The organism is Clostridium sp. LIBA-8553 (assembly GCF_057782465.1).
Window position 1 is genome coordinate 2,635,870 of record NZ_CM173489.1, and the last position, 23,050, is coordinate 2,658,919.

A 23,050-nucleotide genomic window follows, 5' to 3' on the forward strand; every position below is an offset into this window, starting at 1 on the left:
TAATCCTTTCCTAAAAGATATTAATGTCTAAATATCTTTCCTTCTAATTTTGTTAAATCTTCTGCAGATCCTATAGCTACAACTATATCATCTTTATTAATAACGTCATCTGCATCTGGAGATATATTAACTTCATTGTGTCTCTTAATAGCCATTACGTTTATTCCATACTTACTTCTTAAACTTAATTCTTTCATTGACTTTCCATACCACTCTTTTGGACTTTCTATTTCAATTATAGAATAGTCAGGTGATAATTCTATATAATCTAAAATACTTGAAGAAACTAAGTTATGAGCAACTCTAACTCCCATATCCTTCTCAGGTAAAATTACTCTATCTGCTCCTATTTTGTATAAAACCTTAGCATGTAGATCACTGTTACCTTTAGCTATTATATATTTTATTCCCATCTCTTTAACAAGTAATGTTGCCATAACACTAGCCTGTATATTAGCTCCTATAGTAACAACTGCAACATCAAAATTTCTTAATCCTAAAGTTCTTAAAGCATTTTCATCTGTTGCATCCATTTGAACCGCATGAGTTACACTATCTGATATTTCTTGAACTAAATCTTCATTAGAATCAATTGCTAAAACATCATGACCTAAAGCATATAAAGTCTTAGCTACTGATGCTCCAAATCTTCCTAATCCTATAATAACGAATTGTTTACTTGACATAAGCCTTACACTCCTAACTTATCCTATTAATATTTTATCTTCTGGGTATTTGTATGCACTAGGTTTCTTTCTATTAGTTAAAGCTAAAACTACAGTCATAGGACCCACTCTTCCTAAATACATAGTTATGATTATTACTATTTTTCCTATTGCTGAAAGGTATGGAGTCATTCCCAATGTTAAACCAACTGTTGCAAACGCGGATGTAACTTCATACAGTATATATTCTAGTGAGAACCCTGGTTCCGTAACTGCTAAAATTAATGTTCCAAGTACAACTATACCAAAACCTATAAATAAAACGGCAAAAGCCTTATATACTAATTCTTTTGAAATTCTCTTCTTAAATACTTCAGTATCTTCTCTACCTCTTATTATAGAGATTAAAGTAAGAACTACTATACCAAATGTTGCGGTCTTTATACCACCTGCTGTTGATCCTGGTGAACCACCTACAAACATTAATAATATAGTTAAAAATTTCCCTGCTAAAGTCATATCAGTAGTAGATATTGAGTTAAAACCAGCAGTTCTTGTAGTTGTCGAAGCAAAGAAAGCATTAGTCACTTTATCACCAAAACTCATATTTTGAAGAGTATTAGGATTATTATATTCAAAGATGAACATAAGAATAGTTCCACCAATTAAAAGAATTGCTGTTATCATTATTACAACTTTAGAATGTAAAGATAATTTCTTATATCCTTTAAAATTGTATAACTCTGACCAAACAGTAAATCCTAATCCACCAATAATAATTAAGGCTGCAATTGTTAGTATTACAGTTTTATTATTAGCATAGCCAACTAGATTATCTCCAAATAAGTCGAATCCCGCATTACAAAAAGCTGAAATTGAATGCCAAATACTATAGTAAACCCCTTTTAAAAATCCAAACTTAGGTATAAACTGAGTTGATAATAATAATGCACCTAACATCTCTACTGAAAATGTAAATGCTAATATATACCTAATCATTCTAACTAACCCCTGTATGCCGAATGTGTTCATAGCTTCCTGTATAAGAAGTCTTTCTCTTAAAGTTATTTTTTTCTTAACCATTAAGGCAAATAAAGTAGTAAATGACATAAATCCTAATCCACCTATTTGTATTAAGATTATTATTATGGTTTTTCCAAAGTAATTCCAATGTTCTGCCGTATTTAGGGTTATAAGTCCAGTAACACATACTGCTGATGTTGAAGTAAATAAACTATCTAAAAACGCAGTAGGCTCTCCACTTTTAGAAGATATTGGAAGACTTAATATTATAGCGCCTAAGAAAATAACAATAAAAAATCCTAAAGCTAAAATCTGAACAGCACTAAATTTTATTTTTTTTGTCAGTTTAATGTACATAATTAAACCCCCAACTCAAATTAAATATTATATCTTTTATTTTATACTTATTATATCTTAATTTTAATTTATATATGTAAAGTTGTCTTATCTTTAGAAGTTAAAAGTAATTTTTATTTAATTGTAATTGCAAATAAGTTTAATTTTATTCAGATAAAAATTCTGAATAAAATTAAACTTATAAAATATAAATAGTATATAAAAAAAATGCGAGATAAACTCGCATCTGATATTAAGCGTTTATTTGCTTTTTAGCTAATTCAACTAAATCAGCAAATGCTTTTGGATCATTTATAGCTATCTCTGAAAGCATTTTTCTGTTTATATCAACACCAGCTAATTTCATTCCGTTCATGAATTTTGAGTATGAAAGACCATTCATTCTTGTAGCTGCGTTTATTCTAGCTATCCATAATCTTCTGTAATCTCTCTTCTTTAATCTTCTTCCAACGTAAGCATTTCTTAATGCTCTTATTACTGATTCGTTAGCAGTTTTGAATAACTTGCTTTTTCCACCATAGTATCCTTTTGCAAGTTTTAAAACTTTTTTATGATTTTTACGAGCATTTACCGCTCTCTTAACTCTTGCCATTTTCTAGACCTCCTACTCCGTGTTTTATCTTATAGATATGGTAATAATTTCTTCATTGCTTTTTCTTGTGCAGTTGAAACATAACCAGTTTTTCTTAAATTTCTTTTTCTCTTAGCACTTTTCTTTGTTAAGATATGGCTAGTGAAAGCGTGAGCTCTCTTTAACTTTCCAGTTCCTGTTTTCTTGAATCTTTTTGCTGCACCTCTATGAGTTTTCATTTTTGGCATTGTAAGTATCCTCCTCTCAAGTTACGCTTTTTTAGGAGCTAAAATCATTATCATGTTTCTACCTTCTAATTTAGCAGGCTTTTCTACTGTACATACTTCTTCTAATTGAGCTAAGAAATTATCTAATATCTTAACACCAACATGTGAATGCTCAGCTTCTCTTCCTCTAAATCTTACAGTTATCTTGACTTTGTCTCCAGCTTCTAAGAATTTCTTAGCATTCTTAGCTTTTATTTCTAAGTCATGCTTTTCTATAGTTGGGCTAACTCTTATCTCTTTAACACTGATAACCTTTTGCTTCTTTTTTGCTTCTTTATCTTTTTTGGATTGCTCATAAATAAATTTACCGTAATCCATTATTTTGCAAACTGGTGGTTTAGCGTTTGGCGAAATCATAACTAAGTCTAACTCAGCTTCATCAGCCATTCTTTGTGCATCTCTTCCAGATACAACACCAAGTTGCTCTCCTGTGTTAGAAATTAATCTAACCTCTTTTTCTCTTATTTCTTGATTGATTGCAAAATTTTTACTAATCTTGTTCACCTCCGATAGAATTTAGCCAACACAAATATATAAATAAAAAAGGACGGTTTTAAGCCGTCCTCTATTACCAAAATCAAAAGTAATAAAATTCATGACCTAACTAGCATTTTCAGCTGTAAGGTGAGAAACGGCTGTTTCTTCTTGACATCAGTTATCTTATCACTATTCTTTTTCATTGTCAACATAATTCATCAATTTCTTTTAAAATATATTATTACTATTTTTATTTTCTCTATTAATTTATATCTTAATCATTTAAATTTAAAAACAACTCTTATACATCACTTATTTTTTTATAATACTATTTAAATCGTAGTTTCCGTGTATTTCTACCCTATCACCAAAAACACTTTTTATTGTTTGTAAAAATTCTTTATTTAAACATTCCTGCTCATTATATATTTTTATTTTCCTAGGAGAGTTAGTTATTAATCCACTAATAATAACATCTTCTACATTTACTATTCCCTCTTCAGACATATCTGTAATTTCATTTAAAAATTCTTTAAATACATCAGCTCCAAAATTATCTTTAACTTCATAAGCTCCATTTCTTTGAATTATAATGTTTACTTCTTCTAATTTACAATCTTGTATATCAACAAAATACTTTAGCAACTTTATAAATTCATTATATTCTTTTTCAATCATATATTCTTCTACAACTTTATCAATTATACACTCAATATCTTTTAATAAGGACTTCATTCTAAATGTTATAAAACCCTCTATATTTATATAGTCATTTTCTAATATAAAGGCTTTTATACTTTCTATAACATTATTTACTTTATTTAAACAATAGAAATCCTTATCACTACAAACTTTTTGTTCACCTTTTAATATTTTACTTATTGTTAAATCAATTTCTAAGATTTCATCATGCTTTAAAAAGAAATAATTTTCATTTATATAATGAAGCATTTCCTTTTCTCTATAGTGTTCAATTATAACATTATATATAACATTACTTATATATAGCATTATGGTTTCTCTTGCTTTTTCATCAAAGTGACTACTTTCATAGTATATTTTAACGAAGTGAGTTTCATCTGAGATACTTTCTGATACTCCAATTATAATACCTTTACTTTTTAAAACATTTTTAATGCTTTGTATATCTTGTATCAAATTTTTTTCATCCTCACAACATAATGTCATTAGAAGCATTCTTCTCACTCCTTTCTTTACTTTTAGTATGTATTAATTCTCATCGAATATTCAAAAAGCTAAATTTATTAATCGACAATTTATTTGCTATTTTAGTAAAATTAAAGTATAAAAAGTTCAATAAGGAGATTATTATGAGAAATTGTTTTGTTGATTATAGAATTTCAGAAATAGAAGAAAAAAATTTAAAACATCTAGGTCTTAATCTAATTAAAGTACCAAAGCATCCTAATCTATATAATGCTATAGATGGTCACCCAGATATTCAATTAAATATTATAGATAAAAACACACTAATATTAGCCAAAAACTCATCAGAAGAATTATTTGACTCTATTCCTAAAGGTATTAAAGTTATAAAAAGCTCTTGCCAATTGGAAAATGAATATCCTAAAAATATAGCTTTAAACGCTGTAAATTTAAAAGATTATTTTATACATAATTTAAAATTCACTGATATCAATTTACTTGAGCAAATTAAAGAAAAAAAGCTAATAAACATAAAACAAGGATATTCTAAATGTTCCATAGCAATAGTTTCAGAAAAAGCCCTAATAACTTCTGATAAAGGAATTTATAAAGCTTTAACGCCTTATGGCTTTGATATTCTTTTAATTCCTAGTGGCGATATATCTCTTCCTGGACTAGATTATGGTTTCATAGGTGGAACTTGTGGCTTAATTTCAAAAGATAAAATGGTCTTTTTTGGCAATTTAGAGAAACATCCTTACGGAGATGATATAAAAAACTTTTTAGCTAAATATAATGTTAAACCAATTTATCTTTCTAATGATAAATTAATAGATAGAGGAAGTATTTTATGTTTTTAATAATCAATATATTTTACTCAAAGTAGTAATAAATGTTGATAAAATAGCATATAAATATTATTTTTATATTTATCACATTTATTGTTACAATTTTAATGTAATTTTTTTCAATTTAAAGTGAACAAATTTAATGTTTCTTGAATTATTTTTTACTTTAATTCATACTTCTTTTTTTCCATTGATTACCTAATTAATAATATAGTAAAATAAATTAAAGTGGTAATTACAACTATGTATTTAAAGGGGGAGAAGTATGTTTTATTTAGGTATTGATGCTGGCGGAACAAAAACATCATTTATGCTTATAACCATTTAGGAGAAGTTCTATCAACTTACAATAGTGGTACTTGTCATATTCACCAAGTAGGATTTGATGGATTTAGAAAAGGTATCGAAGAAGGAATAAATACAGTTTGTAGTCAAATTAATATTTCTAAAGAAGATCTTAATTATTCATTTTTAGGTTTGCCTGCATATGGCGAAAACGAAAATGAAAAATTAGAAATGAACTCTATAATAGCTGAAATTTTAGGAGAAAATAAATTCTCTTGTGGAAACGATGTAGAGGTTGCTCTAGCTGGATCTTTAGCTGGCGAACCAGGAATATGTATAATCTTAGGCACAGGAGCTATTGCTGCCGGTATAACTGAAGATTTAAAAACAACTAGAACTAGTGGTTGGGGTCATATTTGTGGTGATGAAGGCTCTGGATACTGGATTGCTAAAAAAGGTGTTGAAATCTTTGGTAAGCAATCTGACCATAGATTAGAAAGAACTGTCCTATATGATATATTTAAAGAGGAATTAGAATTGAAAAATGATTTTGACTTAATATTCCTTATAAAAGATGAATATAAGCAGGATAGAACTAAAGTTGGCAAGCTTGCAATGTTAGTTTATGAAGCTGCCCTTAAGGGAGATAAATATGCTTTAGATATTTATAGACAAGCCGCTAAGGAATGTCTTCTAATGGTAAACGGAATAACAAATCAACTTGAGTTTAAAGGGATATTAAATATTTCTTACTCAGGAAGTGTTTTCAACTCAAAAGATTTTATTTTAAACCCATTAAAGAAATATCTTGAAGATAATTATACCGCATTTAATTTAAAAGCGCCTATTTTACCACCTATTAAAGGTGCTGCATTAAATGCTTTAAAACTTCATACTGGTGAAGTTCCAGAAGGTGTAGTAGAAATTTTAGCTAAAGAGCCAAAAGAAATTTTAGTATAATAAATAGAGGGAATGTATTGAAACTTAAAATAATAAAACTTATAAATAATATAAAGAAGATTTATTTATAAATTTTATTTTAAGAAACCTTTTATACATTCCCTTTTATTTTACATAAAAGTTAAAACTAAAGCAGTTTTTATAGATACATTATGTTCTTTAACAAAGCTTTTTGCCTCTTTAATAGGAATTTTAATAACTTCTATCTCTTCGTTTTCTTCTAAGTTTTCAGTTGATATGTTACCGTGAACTTTCATTTTAACAACAGCTACAGTCTCATCTGACATTCCGACAGAGGTATAACTAGGCTTTATTAGATACTCACATTCACTAGCTAAAAGTCCTGTTTCTTCAAAAAGCTCTCTTGTTGCAGCCTTTATAGCATCTTCCCCATCATCTATAAGTCCTGCTGGGAATTCATATATATAATCATTTATAGCTGGTCTAAATTGTTTTATTAAAACTAATTCATTCTCTTCAGTTATTGGTATAATCATAACCCCATCTGCCCTATTGTGATTATTAACAACACAGCTTAAATCCTTTTTTTCTCTTCTACTTGCAATAAAATACTCTTTAGAATTTCCAACCTTATTCTCAATATCTAATTTATATAAGTTTAAAAATTTGCAATCAGTTAATTTCTTTATATCTTTTATTTTCATTTTAATACTCCTTTCATACTCTTATTCTTAAATAATATATTTTAATTTTACACATAAAAAAGATAAATATAAAGTTTCCTTTATATTTATCCTAAAAAATACTATATATCTTTTTATTAAAATAGTTTCATTTTTTATTTTAAAAAATCACTTTCTTTATCTTCCGTAAAAACTATTTTATTCTCTTTGCTAACTCTCATAACAATATATCCACTAGAAAATTTTAAATAAAACTTACTCACTAAGGAGTCTATAATCTCTTCTTCCCAAGACCATATATGCCTTCTAAGTGTCCTTTTTATGATATTATAAGTGTTTAATTTTATTATTTCATTATTTTTTAAATCAGTACATTCTTTAATTTCTTTTAGCTTTTCTTCTACAGCTAAAAATTCTAAATATATCAATTCATTTTCACTCTTTATATAAAATCCATCTTTACTGTTATCTATAATTTTTGCATTTTTATCCATTAAAGCTATGGTATTTTTTATTAATTCTTTTAAACGCATTTTTTCTAAATCAATTCGCTTTTCAAAGTAACTTATTCTTAAGTTTATATATGGTGTAGCTTTCCATCCTTTATTTATGTTTTTCTTAATCTTTTTGCTTTCATTTGCGTTTTTTACAATTAAATAAGTTAAAAATAAACCTAAAATAATTATAATAGCCAAAAACATTTTTATTCCCCCTAATAAGTTTATTTTTATATTGTAGCTACTAAAATTTTAATTAATACCTTATGTGATTCACTTTTTAATCGGTATTGATAAATAGATTCTTTTAAAATTTAAATATAATAAATATTAAGTTATTATTAAGTGTAATTTTATATAAACATTAATGTAATTTTCTCACACTGTAAAACATATTATATTGTGAGTTGCAATCTAATATATTATATGCTTCTAATCTCACTTTATTGATAATTTAATATTCTTTGTAAACCTTTACCCAAATTCATCATTTTATTGTAGGAGGATATTTTTATGAAGAAAGTTATGAAACTCCAAAAAAAAGTTACAAACGATTTAGGAGAGAAAAAAAATCTAGATCTGCTAATAGCTATTGATAATGTAAAATTAATTCAATATACCTGTCCTTCAAATGAATTTTACTCAGTAGCTCATAAAGATTTAATAGTATTTCAAGAAGAAGGTTCTTTTAAAACCTCCGAAAAACCTGTAGATAAAGATGTTGTTGCTGTTTTAACTTGGTTTAAATATCAAGATATTCAAGTAATAAAACTTTTCTTAAAAGATTCTTTTGTAGATTTTGTAGATAATGAAACTATTTATGATCTAACATTAAGAAAGGTATTTAAAGAAACTAATTTCTATAATTTTGGTGAAAAATTAATAAAATCTTTGATCTAAAAAAGAAAAACATCTATAAGTAATCTTATAGATGTTTTTTTGGAGGCGCCACCCGGATTTGAACCGGGGAATAAAGGTTTTGCAGACCTCTGCCTTACCACTTGGCTATAGCGCCATATGGAGCGGGTACCGGGAATCGAACCCGGGTATCCAGCTTGGAAGGCTGGTGTTCTACCATTGAACTACACCCGCATTGGAGCGGAAGACGGGACTCGAACCCGCAACTTTCACCTTGGCAAGGTGACACTCTACCATTGAGTCACTCCCGCAACTATGGTGGCTCGAGCAGGAATCGAACCAGCGACACGAGGATTTTCAGTCCTCTGCTCTACCGACTGAGCTATCGAGCCAAATGTCTTGAGCTTTTCAAGACATTTATTATTATATTAACTTAAATTTAATTTGTCAACATATTTTTTTCAATTTATTTATTTTCTTCTTTTTCTTTCTCTTCTGCTTTTTTCATTTCCTCTGAAACTTCATCAGCAATAACTTTTTCTTTTTCTTCTAATAATCTACCTATATCTTCTTTAGTAAATTTATATGACTTATTACAGAAGTGACATTTTAATTCTTCTTCCTTACCTTCATCATATAATTCTTTTAAATCCTTATATCCTATGCTTAATAATGCTCTTTCAACTTTTTCTCTTGAGCAATCACATTTATATTTTGGAGTTTCTTCTTCTAAAATTTTTAAATCCATTCCATCAAAAATCAATTCTATAACTTCTTCTATAGTTTTTCCTTCTGATAACATTGTAGTTAATGAAGGTATCTCATCTAATCTATATGTTAATAAATCTCCTAAAAGTTCATCTGCACCTGGTAATAATTGAATTATAAATCCACCAGCTTTTTTTATTGAATGATCTCTGTCTACTAACACTCCTAAAGCAACGGCTGAAGGTATTTGTTCTGAAGCTGTGAAATAATATGCTAAATCCTCAGCTATTTCTCCACTATATATTGGAACTTGTCCTACATATGGATCTTTTAAACCTAAATCTTTTATTACTGTTAATCCACCATTTTTGCCAATAGCTTCTCCAACATTTAATTTTCCATTCTCTGTGTTTAAAGGTAAATCAACATGTGGATTTCCTATATATCCTTTAACGCTACAATCTGAGTAAGCAGTAACAGTTACTCCCTTAGCCATTCCACCACCATTTATTTGTAGTGTTACAACTTCTTTATCTGATTTTAACATTGCACCCATCATAGTACCTGCTGTTAGCATTCTTCCTAAAGCAGCAGCTGCTGTTGGTGTACAATCATGTATTTTTGATGCTTCATCAACTAACTCTGTAGTTTCTACTGCAAATATTCTTATCATACCATCTTTAGCTATGGCTCTTATTAATTTATCACTCATATTTAATCCCTCCGTTATTTTTTTACTATATAAACTATTCTTTCAGTATCTGGTGTTACTTCCTCTTCTGTATAACCATTATGCTTTTCCTCTATTTTAAAGCCTATCACCTTAAGAATATTTTCTATTTCACTTTCCTTATAAGCTTTTTCTTCATGAACCTCTGTGAACCTTTCATAATTATCTCCATCTTTTATAAAGAAATTTAAGTTCATTTCTACTATTTCATCTTCAAAGATATTTTCCCAAGCATAAAATAAATCTTCACTATCATATGTGTAGACATTATTTCCTAAAACTTCTGATATTTTATAGTATGAATTTATATCAAATACAAATAAACCATCCTCTTTTAAATGATTATATACTCCTCTTAAATAATTTTCCACACTTTCATCATCTAAAATATAATTTGTTGAATCTAAGACACATGTTATTAAATCAAACTTTCTATTTAACTCTAGCTCACACATATCTTGACACACTATTTTACCTCTAACCCTATTTTCTCTAAGCTTCTTATCAGCTTCTATAAGCATCTCCTGAGAAAGGTCAACAAAATAATTTTCTTTGAAGGATTTTCCTACATGAACACCAACATTTCCTGTACCACAAGCTAAATCTAAATACATTTCCTTGTTAACATTATACTTATCACATTTTGATAAGGCATATTTTGCTATGTTCTCATAGTTTACATCTTCATATATAAGTTCATCATAAACCTTTGCCATCATCTTATAACTTTTCATAATAATTTAAATCCCCCATGTATTATTCTACCTAAAAATTATATACTTTTTTTACTTTTCGTCAACGGGAGGTTTCTTTCTACCTAATATTTCGTCATTACTAGGCAATTTTAGCTCCTTCTTTCTTTTAGTCATTAGTCCTCCAATTCGTCCTGTTTCTTCAGCGGTTAACCCACCCCATCCAAGTTGGTCAACTTTATCACTCAATCCTAACTCTCCAGCTATTTCATATTTCATTTTCTCTCTTAGCTGTTCTGCAGGAGTTAACTCTTTATTAGACTTTAATTTTCCTTTTATTATCTTTTTTAATGGTGTATTACTCATATTCTTCTCCTACCTTAAATTTATTTTTAAAACTATTATCCCCCCTATAAGCTTAAATATTCATATTTTCTTAAATATGAAAGTTAACTTACTCAAATCCTTCAAATTAATCTTAAAATACACTTGATAAAGTATTTGTTATTGAACTATATTTAATATATAGAAATACAATATATTAATATTAAATTTAGGAGGGATAACGTGTATAACGTAGCAGTAGTTGGGGCAACAGGAAATGTAGGAAGAAAATTCCTTGAAATCCTGGAAGAAAGAGATTTCCCAGTTAAAGAATTATATTTATTTGCATCAAAAAGATCAGCAGGAAAAACTTTAAAATTTAAAGGTGAAGACTTAGTAGTTGAAGAATTATGTGAGGCTAATATTGAAAATAAAAAAATAGATTTTGCATTATTCTCAGCTGGTGGAAGTGTAAGTTTAGAATTCGCTCCTATTTTCTCTAAACACGGAGCAGTAGTTATAGATAATAGTAGTGCTTGGAGAATGGATAAGGATGTTCCTTTAGTAGTTCCTGAAGTTAACCCAGAGGATGTTAAATGGCATAAAGGAATTATCGCAAATCCAAACTGTTCTACAATTCAAGCTGTAGTAGCTTTAAAACCACTACATGATAAATATGGAATTAAAAGAATAGTATATTCAACTTATCAAGCAGTTTCAGGCGCTGGAATTCAAGGTATATTAGATTTACAAGAAGGAACAACTGAAAAATTCCCATATCCTATATTAGGCAATATAATTCCTCATATAGACGTATTCTTAGATAATGGATATACAAAAGAAGAAATAAAAATGATTGAAGAAACAAAGAAAATACTTCATGATGATAGCCTAAGAATAACAGCTACAACAGCTAGAGTACCAGTTTTAAATTCTCATAGTGAGAGCATAAACGTAGAACTTAATTCTGAATTTGAAGTTGAAAATATAATTGATTTATTCAACTCTTCAAAAGGATTAATAGTTCATGATGATGTAGCTAACTTAAAATACCCTACTCCACTTGAACTTAGTGGAAGAGATGAAGTATTTGTTGGAAGAATAAGACGTGACTTTAGCTTAGATAATGGTCTTAACCTTTGGGTTGTAGCCGATAATATAAGAAAAGGTGCTGCTCTTAATGCAATTCAAATTGCTGAAATACTAATAGAAAAATAAATTTATTTTGGAGGTAATATTATGTTTAAAGGTTCTTGTGTAGCTTTAATAACTCCATTTACTGAAGACGGAGTTAATTATGAAGAGTTAAGAAAATTATTAGAATGGCACATTAAAAATCATACTGATGCAATATTAGTTTGTGGAACAACTGGTGAGGGTTCTACTATGACTTTAGAAGAGAAAAAGGAAGTTATAAAATTCTCCGTTGAAGTTGTAAACAAAAGAGTTCCTGTAATAGCCGGAACTGGTACAAATAATACTAAAGCTTCAATAGAACTAAGTCAATACGCTGAAAAAGTTGGCGCTGATATGGTATTAATAATAACACCATACTATAATAAAACTTCTCAAAAAGGATTATTTGCTCATTTCCAAGCAATAAATGATGCAATAAATATACCTATTATGCTTTATAATGTTCCAGGAAGAACAGGAATGAATATAACTCCATTAATGCTTGATAAGCTTGCTGACTTAGAGAATGTCGTTGCTATAAAAGAAGCTAGTGGAGATCTTTCACAAGTAGCTAAAATGGCTGAATTATGTGGTGATAGACTTGCTATCTATTCAGGTAATGATGATCAAATAGTTCCAATCCTTTCTCTAGGTGGAGCTGGTGTAGTTTCAGTTTTAGCTAATATTCTTCCTGAAGAAACTCACAATATATGTGAAAAATATTTCTTAGGAGAAGTTGTTGAATCTCGTAATATTCAACTTAAATATCTTTCATTAGCAAATTCTTTATTCATAGAAACTAATCCAATCCCAGTTAAAACAGCTATGAATTTAATGAACTTTAACTGTGGACCTTTAAGATTACCTTTATGTGAAATGGAAGATTCTAACCTAAAAATATTAGAAGAAAACTTAAAAGTTAATGGTTTAATAAAATAATCTATTATATAATAAGCATAATCGCCTAACTTTGTGGTGATTATGCTTATTTAAAAATGAATATCGGAGGTACCAATTATGGTTAAAGTTATATTAAATGGTTGTTCTGGAAAAATGGGTAGCGTAATTTCAAACTTAGCCGAAACAAAATTCCCTAATGTTGAAATCGTTGCTGGTATAGATAATAATACTAAGGCTCAAAGATCATACCCAATTTTTGCAAAGCCAGAAGATTGTAATGTTGAATATGATGTATTACTAGATTTTTCAAGAGCGGATGCTTTAAGAAGCTTAGTAGAATTTTCAAAGAAAACTAAAAAACCACTTATACTATGTTCAACAGGATATACTCCTGAAGATTTAAAATTCATAGAAGAATCTTCAAAAGAAATTCCTCTATTTAGATCTGCTAATATGAGCATAGGTGTTAATTTAATAAATAATTTATTAAAGAAAGTTGCTCCAGTTCTTTATGAAAACTTTGATATAGAACTTGTAGAAAGACACCACAATCAAAAAGTTGATGCTCCTAGTGGGACTGCTCTTCTATTAGCTCATACTATTCAAGACTCTCTTAATGAAGAAACAAATCTAATCTACGGAAGAGAAGGAATGGCTAAGAGAGAAAAAAATGAAATATGTGTTAATACAGTAAGAGGTGGCGGAATAATAGGAGACCATGAAGTTATCTTTGCTGGAGATGGTGAAGTTATAGAAATAAATCACAAAGCCATTTCAAGAGATGTTTTTGCTATAGGTGCTTTAAAAGCATGTGAATACATGGCTGATAAAACTAAAGCTGGAAAATACTCAATGGACGATGTCCTTCAACTAAACTTCTAATAAAAATAGGATGTATAGATAAAAATCTATACATCCTATTTTTTATTTTATAATTAAGTTAGGTCTGAAGTGCTATCTAAAAATCAATATTTGCCTAAAATAACCTTATTTTTTAAGAGTTTTTATAAAAGCTTCTAAATTATCTAAAGCTCTTTCAAGCTCATTTTTACTGTAACAATATGATATTCTTATATATCCTTCGCCACCTTTTCCAAAGGCGTCTCCTGGTACACAAGCAACTCCACCTTCTTTAAGAAGTCTATGACAAAACTCTTCTGATGTTAATCCAAACTTGCTTATATTAGGATAAATATAAAAGGCTCCCTTAGGCTTCTCTACATCTAAGCCCATATCCACTAATCTCTTATAAGTAAAATTCATTCTTTCTTTAAAAGATTCCTTCATTTTTTCAACATCACTCATACAGCTTTTTATTCCCTCTAGGGCTCCCCATTGAGCTATTGAAGTTGCACATGAAACATTATATTGATGAACCTTTATGATTTGATCATATATTTCCTTAACACAAGCCACATATCCAATTCTAAGCCCTGTCATTGAAAACATCTTTGAAAATCCACTTACATATATTAATTTATCTTTTATCTCTTTGCATTGAGCCACTGAATAATATTCTTCTTCAAAACAAAGAGATGAATAAATCTCATCAGTTAATACTAAAATATCATTTTCTTTTATTAACTCTACGAGTTCATCTCTATTTTCTTTAGTAAGTAATGCTCCTGTCGGATTACATGGGTAAGAAAGGATTAAAAGTCTTCCTCCATTTTTTATACCTTTCTTTAAGCTTTCTATATTAACTGAAAAATCTTCATTTAATTCATAATTCACAATTTCACAGCCTATTATTTTACTTATACTTTCATAGGCTGGATATGCAATTGATGGAACTAAAACTTTCTCTCCTGGATTCAGAACTGCAGTCATAGCAGCATATAATCCTTCACTTCCACCAACAGTTATTATTATTTCATCTTTATTAAAATCAATATCAAAAGTATTTTTTAATAAATTTGATATTTCCTCTCTTAATTCAATTATACCTGCATTTGCAGTATAAGCTGTTTTTCCCTCTTCAATAGCCCTTATCATTGCTTCTTTAACTTTTTCTGGAACTTGAAAATCTGGTTGTCCTAAAGTTAATGATATAGCTTCTGGAAATTTTACAACCTCATTATAAAATTTTCTTATTCCTGATATTTCTACCCCAATAACATTTTTATTCATTAAAATTCTATCCCCTCTCTTGCTGGAACTCCTTTTTTATAATAATGCTTAACTTCTCTCATCTCTGTAATTAAATCAGCTTTATCCATAATTTTTTCTGGCACATTTCTACCTGTAAGTATTAATTCCATATCTTTAGGCTTTTTCTCTATTAAATCTACAATTTCATCTTCTTCTATGAAACCTGCAGAAATTGAGGCCATTATTTCATCTAAAATTAATATATCACATTCTCTATTTTCAATTAATTTCTTAACAAAATCAAATCCTACTCTAACCTCTGATTTCAATTGGGCTAATTGTTCTTCATTTAGTTCCCAAGTAAATCCCTTAACTTTTTCAAATCTTAATATTTCTAAGTTATTAAATTTCTTAGCAGCTTCTAGCTCACCTGTTTTCCATGACTTAAGAAATTGAACAACTTTTACTTCCATCCCATCACCGGCAGCCCTAAAAGCTAATCCCATTGCTGCAGTGGTTTTTCCTTTTCCATTACCAGTATATACCTGAACATATCCTTCTTTAAGTCTTGCCATATTTAATCACTCCTTTAAATTATATTTTATAATATATTTCTTTTATTTACACAATCTATTTATTAAATAATAGAATTTTTCTTTTTTCTCTTTTATTGATAATCATTTTTGTTTATAATAATTTATATTATGTGTTATATTTTAATAAATATATAAGACTAAAATGCATTATAAAAAGAAAGGATGTAATTTGATATGAGTTATAACTTTACAGATCCATATGAAATTGCTAGATTCATAAAGGAAGTAAAAAAATCAACTCCTGTTAAAGTTTACCTTAAAGGTAACTTAGAAGGTTTAGAATTAGGCTCAATAGAATGTTATGGAAATAATGGTTTCTATGTATTATTTGGCGAAAGTGATGAAGTTGCTACTTTATTAACTGAAAATAAAGAAAGAATAGAAAGCTTTAGACTTGAAAATGACAGAAGAAACTCTGCTATTCCAATGTTAGATCTTTTAAACATAAACGCTAGAATAGAACCTGGCGCAATAATAAGAGATAAGGTATCAATCGGAGATAATGCTGTTATAATGATGGGTGCTGTTATAAACATAGGTGCCGAAATCGGTGAAAGCACAATGGTAGATATGAATGCTGTTATCGGTGCTAGAGGAAAACTTGGAAAAAGAGTTCACTTAGGTGCTGGTGCTGTTGTTGCTGGTGTTTTAGAACCACCTAGCAAAACTCCATGTATAATAGAAGACGACGTTTTAATAGGAGCTAATGCTGTTATCCTTGAAGGCGTTAAAATAGGAAAAGGCTCAGTTGTTGCTGCTGGTTCAGTTGTTGTTGAAGACGTACCTGCTGGTGTTGTTGTAGCTGGAACTCCTGCTAAAGTAATTAAGTCTGTTGATGAAAAAACTAAAGATAAGACAGAAATCTTAGATGATTTAAGAAAATAATAAAAAAACAGCCATGAGAAATTTTCTCATGGCATTTTTTATTAAGATATCTCTTCACCAGAATCAGTTTGTTCTATTTCATCACTTACTTTTTCCATTTTAGAAATTGAAACTTCATATGCTATTTTCTTAACAACTTCTGTTTCAGATATTTTCTTTTGATATTCTCTGCTTTGAAGTCTTCCCCAGATTCTTATATTATCCCCTACCTCTAATGTTTTACAGAATCTTGAGTTTCTTCCCCATGCTATAGTTGGTATATAGTCTGACTTGTTATAAGATCTATTTACAGCTAATAATAAATCAGCAATTTCTCTTCCAAATGGAGTTGTTCTATAAATTGGTTCCTTACAAATGAATCCATCTAAGAAAATTTCATTAGGATTCTTGCTTCTTTCCTCACAGTATTCTATATTTCTTGCGAAAACTGTTAAGATAAGCTTATTATTTCCATCTATAAATTTGTTGTAACTTCTTAATTGTCCTTCAACAATTACATCTGTCCCCACTTTTAGATCCATTGTTGTTATTAATCTCTCTGATACAGTAATATTTAATAAGTCCTTTGAATCGCTTAACCTCATAACCTCTAAATTAAATGTATAGAACCCCTCTCCATACATTTCATGGCTGAACTCTAGTTCTGATACTACAGTCCCTTCTAAATAAATTTTGTTGTTTAACATTAAATTATCCATTTTAACCTAAACCCCTCTCCCCATTAGTGTTTAATCATATAAGTTTAATATGTTTTTTATATTTATCTGTATATCTAATAACTATTTCCATTATAATACATTTTGTTCAACGATTTCAACTATTATTTTGTTTCTGTTTAATTAACAATTGTTTTCCATTGTCATCTATTTCGTAACTATTTTCATATATTATTTCGCTTACTTTTACAAATTCATATCCATCCGCCTTTAACTTAGGTATAATTTCCTTTAGGTTGTTCACAGTATATTTACCATTATTATGATATAGAAGTATGGATCCACCTTTCACATTATTCATTACCCTTTTAAATTCTTTTTCCTTACTTTCTCCTTTCCAATCTACACTATCAACATCCCATTGTATGCTTTTATACCCTAAATCATCAATAGTCTTTAGACTTTCATCACTGTAGGAACCACTTGGAAACCTAAATAAATTCATTTTTATTCCTATTTCATTTTTTATAATATCTTCAGTTTTTTTAACCTCCTCAATAACTCTCTCTTTTCCTATCTTCTTAAAATCCGGATGGGAATAACTATGATTACCTATTTCATGCCCTCTTTTATGTATATCTATTAGTTTTTCTTTATTTCCCTCAGGATATATTACCCATCTTCCCATTATAAAAAATGTAGCTTTTATATCATTTTCATCTAATAAATCTAAAATTTCATATATATATTCTTTTTCTGCCCAATTTACATCAAAAGTAAGAGCTATTTTTTTATCCTCTCTTTCTACAGAATAAATCGGAATATTTCCTTTAGCAAAAACACTCATACTTAAGGTAGATATGGCAACAATAACAATTAAAGTAACCTTAATACCAAAACTTTTATTAAGAAAAAATTTATTATTACATCTCAAAGTATTCACTCCTTAATCTTTAATATTAATCAAATAACTTTATTATCTTAAAACATATATGGTATAATAGGATTATTATTTCAAAACAGTTATGGAGGAAAACATAAATGTATGATAACACATTAGAACTAGCCGAGAATAAACTACTTCTTTTATATATAATAAAGTCAATAAAATATCCTATATCTAATACTCAATTAACGGATATAGTCTTAGAAAATAGCTTTATAAATTACTTCATGTTGCAGCAATATGTATCTGAATTAATTTCTTCTGAGTTTTTAAAATACGAAACTCAAGATGATGATAAGGAAATTTTAGTACTTACTACCAAAGGAGATAATGTATTATTCTTCTTCAAAGATAGAATATCTCCAAACAAGTTAAAACTTATAGACGATTATGTACGTAAGCATGTTGAAAAAATAAAAAAAGAATTAAGTATATCTGCTGATTATACAGTTGGTGAAGATAGTTCTTTCATAGTAAATCTTAAAGCAATAGAAAATAATACTATAATAATTGATTTAAATGTAAGTGTTCCTTCCAAAACTGAAGCAAAAGCTATTTGTAGCAAATGGCAAAGCAATTCTTCTGATATATACAATAAGATAATTCATGCTCTTATAGAAGATTAATAATCCTGCTATTATTATTAGCAAAAATTAATATAAAATTTATAAATTTTAGGGGGAAAATGCAATTGTTTAAAAAACATAATTTTCACTTTAATTGGCTCCCACTAATATTGATATCAACAATTTCAATAGCATTAATTTTAAATGTTAGGACCATATTTAGTGAAGGAATTCAACCTTTTTTGTCAGTTTTAACGCCATTTTTTTGGGCTTTTGGAGTAGCTTACTTAATAAACCCTCTCATGATGCTTATAGAAAAAAAATTTAAACTTAAGAGGGCTTTTTCACTAATAATAAGTTATGTCTTAGTTATAATTTGCGCTTACATATTAGTTGCAATTATTGTTCCTACAATAATCAATAGCGTGTCAGAATTATTTAGTAATATTTCGGAATATGCTTCTTCTGCTGAAGATTGGATTAATAATAGCTTAGCAAATATGAATATTCCATTAGATTTAACTCATCTAAATACTTCTGCTACAGACTTTATTTCTAAAACATCAACATTATTATCTACTATATTTGGAGGCTTATTAACTCAAACCCTAAAGATAACTTCATCTGTTGTGAAATTTGTTTTCGGATTCATAATATCAATTTATATGTTAATGGATAAAGAAACCTTAATTTCAGGTTGTAAAAAAATTGTAGTTGCTGTTATGCCTTCTGAAAAATCCTCAAAACTTTTTATTAGTTTTATGGGAGAAGCACATAATATATTTAGTAGATTTATAATAGGTAAGATTATAGATTCACTTATAATAGGAGTTCTTTGTTACATAGGATTATTCTTAATGAAAAGTCAATATGCAGTACTTATTGCATTCATAGTTGGATTAACAAATATGATTCCATACTTTGGACCATTCATAGGAATGATTCCAGCATTTTTATTAACACTTATTGTTCAACCATCTATGGCAATATGGGTTCTTTTATTCATATTCTTGCTTCAACAATTTGATGGTTGGTATTTAGGACCAAAGATACTTGGAGATCAAGTTGGAGTTTCTCCACTATTTATAATATTTGCAGTTACAATTGGTGGTGGATTATTTGGTGTTTTAGGAATGTTCTTAAGTGTTCCTATAATAGCATTAATCAAAATATACACTGAGAAATTTATTGAATATAGATTAGAAAATAAAAAACAAAATCTTAGTTCTTAAGAGCTAAAAGGGGTATACATTCTGTATACCCCTTTATTATTTAACTAATTGTTAATAATAATCTAAATATGATGTTAAATTGCCAATATTATGTTATTATTAAATACATTAAGCTTTAGACAATTACTAAAACGTTTAAATAATCATTGAAAGGAAATACTTATGAATAAAAAAAAGCGCTTTAATTTTAGTAATAAACAAAAAATAACTCTTTTTTCTTTATTAGCTATTTTAGCTTTAATAGTTTCTGTAGTAAGCTTTTTTGTTTTTAGATTTTACAATCATTCATACGAAGCAAAAAAAGATCCTACAGAAGTTAATGTTGTAGATGAAGATATTAAATTCACAGAAGTTCCCGGTATAACTAATATTCTATTACTTAGTAGCGATGCTAGGCCCGGTGAAGATGTCTCTAGATCAGATTCAATAATGATATTAACAATAGACAATGTTCATAAGAAATTAAAAGTAACTTCTCTAATGAGAGATATGCTAGTTAAAATAGATGGTCATGGTGAAGAAAAATTAAATCATGCTTTTGCTTATGGTGGTCCAACTAAAACTATTGAAACTATTCAAAATAACTTTGGTATAAAATTAGATAACTATGTAATAATAGACTTTAATTCCTTTGTTAAAGTGATAGATGCTATAGGTGGAATTGAGGTTACTATAAAAGATTATGAGCTTGATGAACTTAATAAATATATTCTAGATGGTGGTGGTTCAGAAAAAGATTTACTTTCTGCCCCTGGCACATATAATCTTAATGGATATCAAGCATTATCCTACGCTAGAATACGTAAAGTTGGTGATGGAGAATATGAAAGAACGGAAAGACAAAGAGCTGTTATTCAAATTGCTCTAGAAAAAATTAAAGATATGTCACCGGTTAAACTTGTTGCCTTACTTAACGAGTTATTCCCATATGTAAAAACTAACATTTCATTAGGCGATGCTATGAATTACGGTTTTACAGCTTTAAATGTAGGAAAAGATTGTAACTTTGAAATAGAGCAATTTAGAATTCCTCTAGATAGTATTTCTAAAGGTGGAATAATTGATAATAAAGGTTGGGTATTTGTTATAGATAAAGTTGAAACATCTAAGGCTCTTCAAGAATTTATCTTTAATGACAATAAAGATTATGAGCCTGATACTAGTAATTTTGATTCAATCATAGAAAATTGTTTTAATAGCTATGATATAAAAGACGATACCTCTCATCCTGATTATGAGTATATACCTAATAGCAATATAAATAGTAATTTTGAAAGTAATAAGAAATCTAGTTCAAATAATAATACCACTAATTCAAATTCTAACAATAAGGTAGAAAAGCCAAATAATTCTGGAAATACTGAAAAACCTGCTAATAAGCCAAATACAGATAATAGTTCAAACTCTAGTAATAATTCAGAAAAACCAGTGGCTCCTCAAGAAAAACCTATTCCACCTACTCAAACTGAAAGTGGAAATAATGGTTCTTCTTCAGAGACACCATCAAATGGGGAAAATTCCTCTTCAGATAATACAAATCAAGAGAATAATACTCAAGAAAATTAATAAAGAGCTGTCTAAAAGCTATGATTATTAACATAGACTTTTGGGCAACTCTTTTTTCATAATTTAAAGATATAATATTACAGAAAAAAAGTGACTTACACTTCCTCCTATTACAAATAAATGCCATATAGCATGATTGTATGGCATTCTATCTAGAACAAAAAATATACATCCCAGTGTATAAAACAATCCACCTATAACAAGCCATAATATAGCCATATGCGGAACTGCTTTCCATACATCCTTAACTACAAATAAAATAGCCCATCCCATAAATATATATAGTAGCGTAGACAGCTTTTCAAACTTATTTATAAAGAAAGCTTTAAAAGCTATACCAAGTATTGTAAGAATCCAAATCATAATAAATATAGCCATTACCTTTTTATTATCTCTTAAGCATACCAAAACATATGGTGTATATGTTCCTGCTATTAAAAGATATATGGATGAATGATCAATTATCCTAAAAACTCTCTTTGCCTTTTTATTAGGAATACTGTGATATAAAGTAGAGCCTAAATATAATATCACAAGAGTTACTCCAAATATAGTAAAACTTATTATTTTATAAACGTCTCCACTTAGTGCTGAAAAAACTATAAGCAAAACCGCCCCTACAACTGCTAATACAGCTCCTATCCCATGTGTTATGGCATTAGCTATCTCTTCTCCTTTAGTATAAAAGTTTAGTTCTTCACTCAAAATTCCATTCCCCCTTATAATCTAGTTTTTAATTTATAATTGTAATTATATCATTTATAGTTTATTATTAAATATATTTAAAAAATTTATTTGAAAGGTGGTTTTTAATATGAATCATTCAGCTGATTATTTCATAAAATCATTAGAGATGACAGCTCATCCTGAAGGTGGTTACTTCAAAGAATCTTTTGTTTCCGAGAGAACGCTTCCTCCAAACACATTACATATAAATGAAGAACGCTTTCTTTGGACTAGCATTTATTTCTTATTAAGAACTGGAGAAGTTTCAAATTTTCATAGATTAAAATCTGACGAAATGTGGTATTTCCATGCTGGAGAACCTCTAACAATTTATATGATAACACCTAATGGTGAACTTATAGAAAAACAATTAGGCTTAAACATAGAAAAAGGAGAAACTCCTCAAGTTTTAGTACCTAAAGATTATATTTTTGGTTCTGCAATGAATAATGATGGCTTTTCTCTAGTTGGTTGTATGGTAGCACCTGGCTTTAACTTTAAAGATTTTGAGTTATTTAATAGAAAATACTTACTTGAAAAATATCCAAATTATAAAGAAATAATAGAAAAATTAACTAGATAGATAAAAAAAGACAAGCATATCAGCTTGTCTTTTT

27 protein-coding genes, 4 tRNA genes and 1 other annotated feature are annotated in these 23,050 nt (G+C 28.5%); of the genes, 11 read left to right on the forward strand and 20 right to left on the reverse strand.

From position 1 onward, the window contains the following. Positions 1 to 20 precede the first annotated feature (20 nt). The 6 genes from AC2JAQ_RS11700 to ytxC form a co-directional block, all read right to left on the reverse strand. Positions 21 to 686 (reverse strand): potassium channel family protein, encoded by a 666-nt coding sequence (locus tag AC2JAQ_RS11700; protein ID WP_423237704.1) that lies wholly within the window; start codon positions 684 to 686, stop codon positions 21 to 23. An 18-nt stretch (positions 687 to 704) separates the two neighbouring features. Further along, positions 705 to 2,045: a TrkH family potassium uptake protein gene (locus AC2JAQ_RS11705; protein ID WP_488456607.1), complete on the reverse strand. Its 1,341-nt coding sequence runs from the start codon at positions 2,043 to 2,045 to the stop codon at positions 705 to 707. Between the two features lie 232 nt (positions 2,046 to 2,277). Next, a complete protein-coding gene (rplT, locus tag AC2JAQ_RS11710; RefSeq protein WP_423237706.1) occupies positions 2,278 to 2,637 on the reverse strand; it encodes a 50S ribosomal protein L20 in 360 nt (119 codons plus the stop codon). 29 nt (positions 2,638 to 2,666) lie between these two features. Continuing rightward, positions 2,667 to 2,864 carry a 50S ribosomal protein L35 gene (rpmI, locus tag AC2JAQ_RS11715; RefSeq protein ID WP_003451643.1) on the reverse strand — a complete coding sequence of 66 codons (198 nt, stop codon included), beginning with the start codon at positions 2,862 to 2,864 and terminating at the stop codon, positions 2,667 to 2,669. Between the two features lie 21 nt (positions 2,865 to 2,885). Then, positions 2,886 to 3,407 (reverse strand): translation initiation factor IF-3, encoded by a 522-nt coding sequence (gene infC / locus AC2JAQ_RS11720; RefSeq protein ID WP_488456608.1) that lies wholly within the window; start codon positions 3,405 to 3,407, stop codon positions 2,886 to 2,888. Positions 3,408 to 3,436: 29 nt separating this feature from the next. Next, positions 3,437 to 3,556: a sequence feature (ribosomal protein L20 leader region), on the reverse strand. A gap of 136 nt (positions 3,557 to 3,692) precedes the next feature. Next, a complete protein-coding gene (ytxC, locus tag AC2JAQ_RS11725) occupies positions 3,693 to 4,577 on the reverse strand; it encodes a putative sporulation protein YtxC (RefSeq protein WP_488456609.1) in 885 nt (294 codons plus the stop codon). 134 nt (positions 4,578 to 4,711) lie between these two features. On the opposite strand from ytxC, the gene AC2JAQ_RS11730 reads away from it, so the two are divergent. Both AC2JAQ_RS11730 and AC2JAQ_RS11735 read left to right on the forward strand, forming a co-directional pair. Then, positions 4,712 to 5,407, forward strand: coding sequence for a DUF6873 family GME fold protein (locus tag AC2JAQ_RS11730; protein ID WP_488456610.1), 696 nt, complete (start codon positions 4,712 to 4,714; stop codon positions 5,405 to 5,407). Positions 5,408 to 5,761: 354 nt separating this feature from the next. After that, positions 5,762 to 6,640, forward strand: coding sequence for a BadF/BadG/BcrA/BcrD ATPase family protein (locus tag AC2JAQ_RS11735; protein ID WP_488458799.1), 879 nt, complete (start codon positions 5,762 to 5,764; stop codon positions 6,638 to 6,640). A gap of 110 nt (positions 6,641 to 6,750) precedes the next feature. Here the strand turns inward: AC2JAQ_RS11735 and AC2JAQ_RS11740 are convergent, their stop codons facing one another. Together AC2JAQ_RS11740 and AC2JAQ_RS11745 are read right to left on the reverse strand one after the other, a co-directional pair. Continuing rightward, entirely contained in the window at positions 6,751 to 7,305 is a 555-nt protein-coding gene (locus AC2JAQ_RS11740) for an NUDIX hydrolase (protein WP_488456611.1), read from the reverse strand. Between the two features lie 134 nt (positions 7,306 to 7,439). Further along, the gene (locus AC2JAQ_RS11745; protein WP_488456612.1) at positions 7,440 to 7,985 is read right to left on the reverse strand and encodes a hypothetical protein; all 546 of its coding nucleotides are present in this window, start codon (positions 7,983 to 7,985) and stop codon (positions 7,440 to 7,442) included. A gap of 309 nt (positions 7,986 to 8,294) precedes the next feature. On the opposite strand from AC2JAQ_RS11745, the gene AC2JAQ_RS11750 reads away from it, so the two are divergent. Further along, the gene (locus AC2JAQ_RS11750; RefSeq protein WP_488456613.1) at positions 8,295 to 8,681 is read left to right on the forward strand and encodes a hypothetical protein; all 387 of its coding nucleotides are present in this window, start codon (positions 8,295 to 8,297) and stop codon (positions 8,679 to 8,681) included. Positions 8,682 to 8,721: 40 nt separating this feature from the next. On the opposite strand, the gene AC2JAQ_RS11755 is transcribed toward AC2JAQ_RS11750, so the two are convergent. The 7 genes from AC2JAQ_RS11755 to AC2JAQ_RS11785 form a co-directional block, all read right to left on the reverse strand. Next, positions 8,722 to 8,796: transfer RNA gene (locus AC2JAQ_RS11755), tRNA-Cys, on the reverse strand. A 3-nt stretch (positions 8,797 to 8,799) separates the two neighbouring features. Continuing rightward, positions 8,800 to 8,873, reverse strand: a tRNA-Gly gene (locus AC2JAQ_RS11760). A gap of 2 nt (positions 8,874 to 8,875) precedes the next feature. Further along, positions 8,876 to 8,950, reverse strand: a tRNA-Gly gene (locus tag AC2JAQ_RS11765). A gap of 5 nt (positions 8,951 to 8,955) precedes the next feature. Then, positions 8,956 to 9,031 (reverse strand) — tRNA-Phe (locus tag AC2JAQ_RS11770). A 74-nt stretch (positions 9,032 to 9,105) separates the two neighbouring features. Next, positions 9,106 to 10,059: an Hsp33 family molecular chaperone HslO gene (gene hslO, locus AC2JAQ_RS11775; RefSeq protein ID WP_488456614.1), complete on the reverse strand. Its 954-nt coding sequence runs from the start codon at positions 10,057 to 10,059 to the stop codon at positions 9,106 to 9,108. Positions 10,060 to 10,073: 14 nt separating this feature from the next. Continuing rightward, positions 10,074 to 10,811 carry a class I SAM-dependent DNA methyltransferase gene (locus tag AC2JAQ_RS11780; protein ID WP_488456615.1) on the reverse strand — a complete coding sequence of 246 codons (738 nt, stop codon included), beginning with the start codon at positions 10,809 to 10,811 and terminating at the stop codon, positions 10,074 to 10,076. A gap of 51 nt (positions 10,812 to 10,862) precedes the next feature. Beyond that, positions 10,863 to 11,135: an alpha/beta-type small acid-soluble spore protein gene (locus AC2JAQ_RS11785; protein WP_488456616.1), complete on the reverse strand. Its 273-nt coding sequence runs from the start codon at positions 11,133 to 11,135 to the stop codon at positions 10,863 to 10,865. A gap of 201 nt (positions 11,136 to 11,336) precedes the next feature. Between AC2JAQ_RS11785 and AC2JAQ_RS11790 the strand changes: the two genes are divergently transcribed. From AC2JAQ_RS11790 to dapB, 3 genes are all read left to right on the forward strand, one after another. After that, entirely contained in the window at positions 11,337 to 12,311 is a 975-nt protein-coding gene (locus tag AC2JAQ_RS11790) for an aspartate-semialdehyde dehydrogenase (protein WP_488456617.1), read from the forward strand. Between the two features lie 21 nt (positions 12,312 to 12,332). Further along, positions 12,333 to 13,208: a 4-hydroxy-tetrahydrodipicolinate synthase gene (dapA, locus tag AC2JAQ_RS11795; RefSeq protein ID WP_488456618.1), complete on the forward strand. Its 876-nt coding sequence runs from the start codon at positions 12,333 to 12,335 to the stop codon at positions 13,206 to 13,208. A gap of 78 nt (positions 13,209 to 13,286) precedes the next feature. After that, positions 13,287 to 14,051: a 4-hydroxy-tetrahydrodipicolinate reductase gene (dapB, locus tag AC2JAQ_RS11800; protein WP_488456619.1), complete on the forward strand. Its 765-nt coding sequence runs from the start codon at positions 13,287 to 13,289 to the stop codon at positions 14,049 to 14,051. Between the two features lie 105 nt (positions 14,052 to 14,156). Here dapB and AC2JAQ_RS11805 read toward each other — a convergent pair whose 3' ends face one another. Beyond that, complete coding sequence (locus AC2JAQ_RS11805) at positions 14,157 to 15,299, reverse strand: pyridoxal phosphate-dependent aminotransferase (RefSeq protein WP_488456620.1); 1,143 nt, start codon at positions 15,297 to 15,299, stop codon at positions 14,157 to 14,159. Continuing rightward, positions 15,299 to 15,835, reverse strand: a complete 537-nt coding sequence (locus AC2JAQ_RS11810) for a cob(I)yrinic acid a,c-diamide adenosyltransferase (RefSeq protein ID WP_488456621.1) — start codon at positions 15,833 to 15,835, stop codon at positions 15,299 to 15,301. The genes AC2JAQ_RS11805 and AC2JAQ_RS11810 overlap by 1 nt, the downstream gene beginning before the upstream one ends. 195 nt (positions 15,836 to 16,030) lie before the next feature. On the opposite strand from AC2JAQ_RS11810, the gene dapD reads away from it, so the two are divergent. Beyond that, a complete protein-coding gene (dapD, locus tag AC2JAQ_RS11815) occupies positions 16,031 to 16,741 on the forward strand; it encodes a 2,3,4,5-tetrahydropyridine-2,6-dicarboxylate N-acetyltransferase (RefSeq protein ID WP_488456622.1) in 711 nt (236 codons plus the stop codon). Positions 16,742 to 16,782: 41 nt separating this feature from the next. Here the strand turns inward: dapD and AC2JAQ_RS11820 are convergent, their stop codons facing one another. Both AC2JAQ_RS11820 and pdaB read right to left on the reverse strand, forming a co-directional pair. Beyond that, the gene (locus AC2JAQ_RS11820; RefSeq protein ID WP_423237723.1) at positions 16,783 to 17,439 is read right to left on the reverse strand and encodes a single-stranded DNA-binding protein; all 657 of its coding nucleotides are present in this window, start codon (positions 17,437 to 17,439) and stop codon (positions 16,783 to 16,785) included. Positions 17,440 to 17,554: 115 nt separating this feature from the next. Further along, positions 17,555 to 18,331 (reverse strand): polysaccharide deacetylase family sporulation protein PdaB, encoded by a 777-nt coding sequence (pdaB, locus tag AC2JAQ_RS11825; protein WP_488456623.1) that lies wholly within the window; start codon positions 18,329 to 18,331, stop codon positions 17,555 to 17,557. A 107-nt stretch (positions 18,332 to 18,438) separates the two neighbouring features. On the opposite strand from pdaB, the gene AC2JAQ_RS11830 reads away from it, so the two are divergent. The 3 genes from AC2JAQ_RS11830 (at position 18,439) to AC2JAQ_RS11840 (ending at position 21,707) form a co-directional block, all read left to right on the forward strand. Further along, complete coding sequence (locus AC2JAQ_RS11830) at positions 18,439 to 18,969, forward strand: DUF4364 family protein (protein WP_423237725.1); 531 nt, start codon at positions 18,439 to 18,441, stop codon at positions 18,967 to 18,969. A gap of 65 nt (positions 18,970 to 19,034) precedes the next feature. Beyond that, entirely contained in the window at positions 19,035 to 20,141 is a 1,107-nt protein-coding gene (locus AC2JAQ_RS11835) for an AI-2E family transporter (protein ID WP_488456624.1), read from the forward strand. A gap of 162 nt (positions 20,142 to 20,303) precedes the next feature. Beyond that, on the forward strand, positions 20,304 to 21,707 hold the full coding sequence (locus tag AC2JAQ_RS11840) for an LCP family protein (protein ID WP_488456625.1): 1,404 nt from the start codon (positions 20,304 to 20,306) through the stop codon (positions 21,705 to 21,707). 63 nt (positions 21,708 to 21,770) lie between these two features. Here the strand turns inward: AC2JAQ_RS11840 and trhA are convergent, their stop codons facing one another. Next, positions 21,771 to 22,412, reverse strand: a complete 642-nt coding sequence (gene trhA / locus AC2JAQ_RS11845) for a PAQR family membrane homeostasis protein TrhA (RefSeq protein ID WP_488456626.1) — start codon at positions 22,410 to 22,412, stop codon at positions 21,771 to 21,773. Positions 22,413 to 22,521: 109 nt separating this feature from the next. Here trhA and AC2JAQ_RS11850 point away from each other — a divergent pair, with 109 nt between their 5' ends. Then, positions 22,522 to 23,016, forward strand: a complete 495-nt coding sequence (locus AC2JAQ_RS11850; RefSeq protein WP_488456627.1) for a cupin domain-containing protein — start codon at positions 22,522 to 22,524, stop codon at positions 23,014 to 23,016. The last annotated feature ends 34 nt before the right edge of the window (positions 23,017 to 23,050 follow it).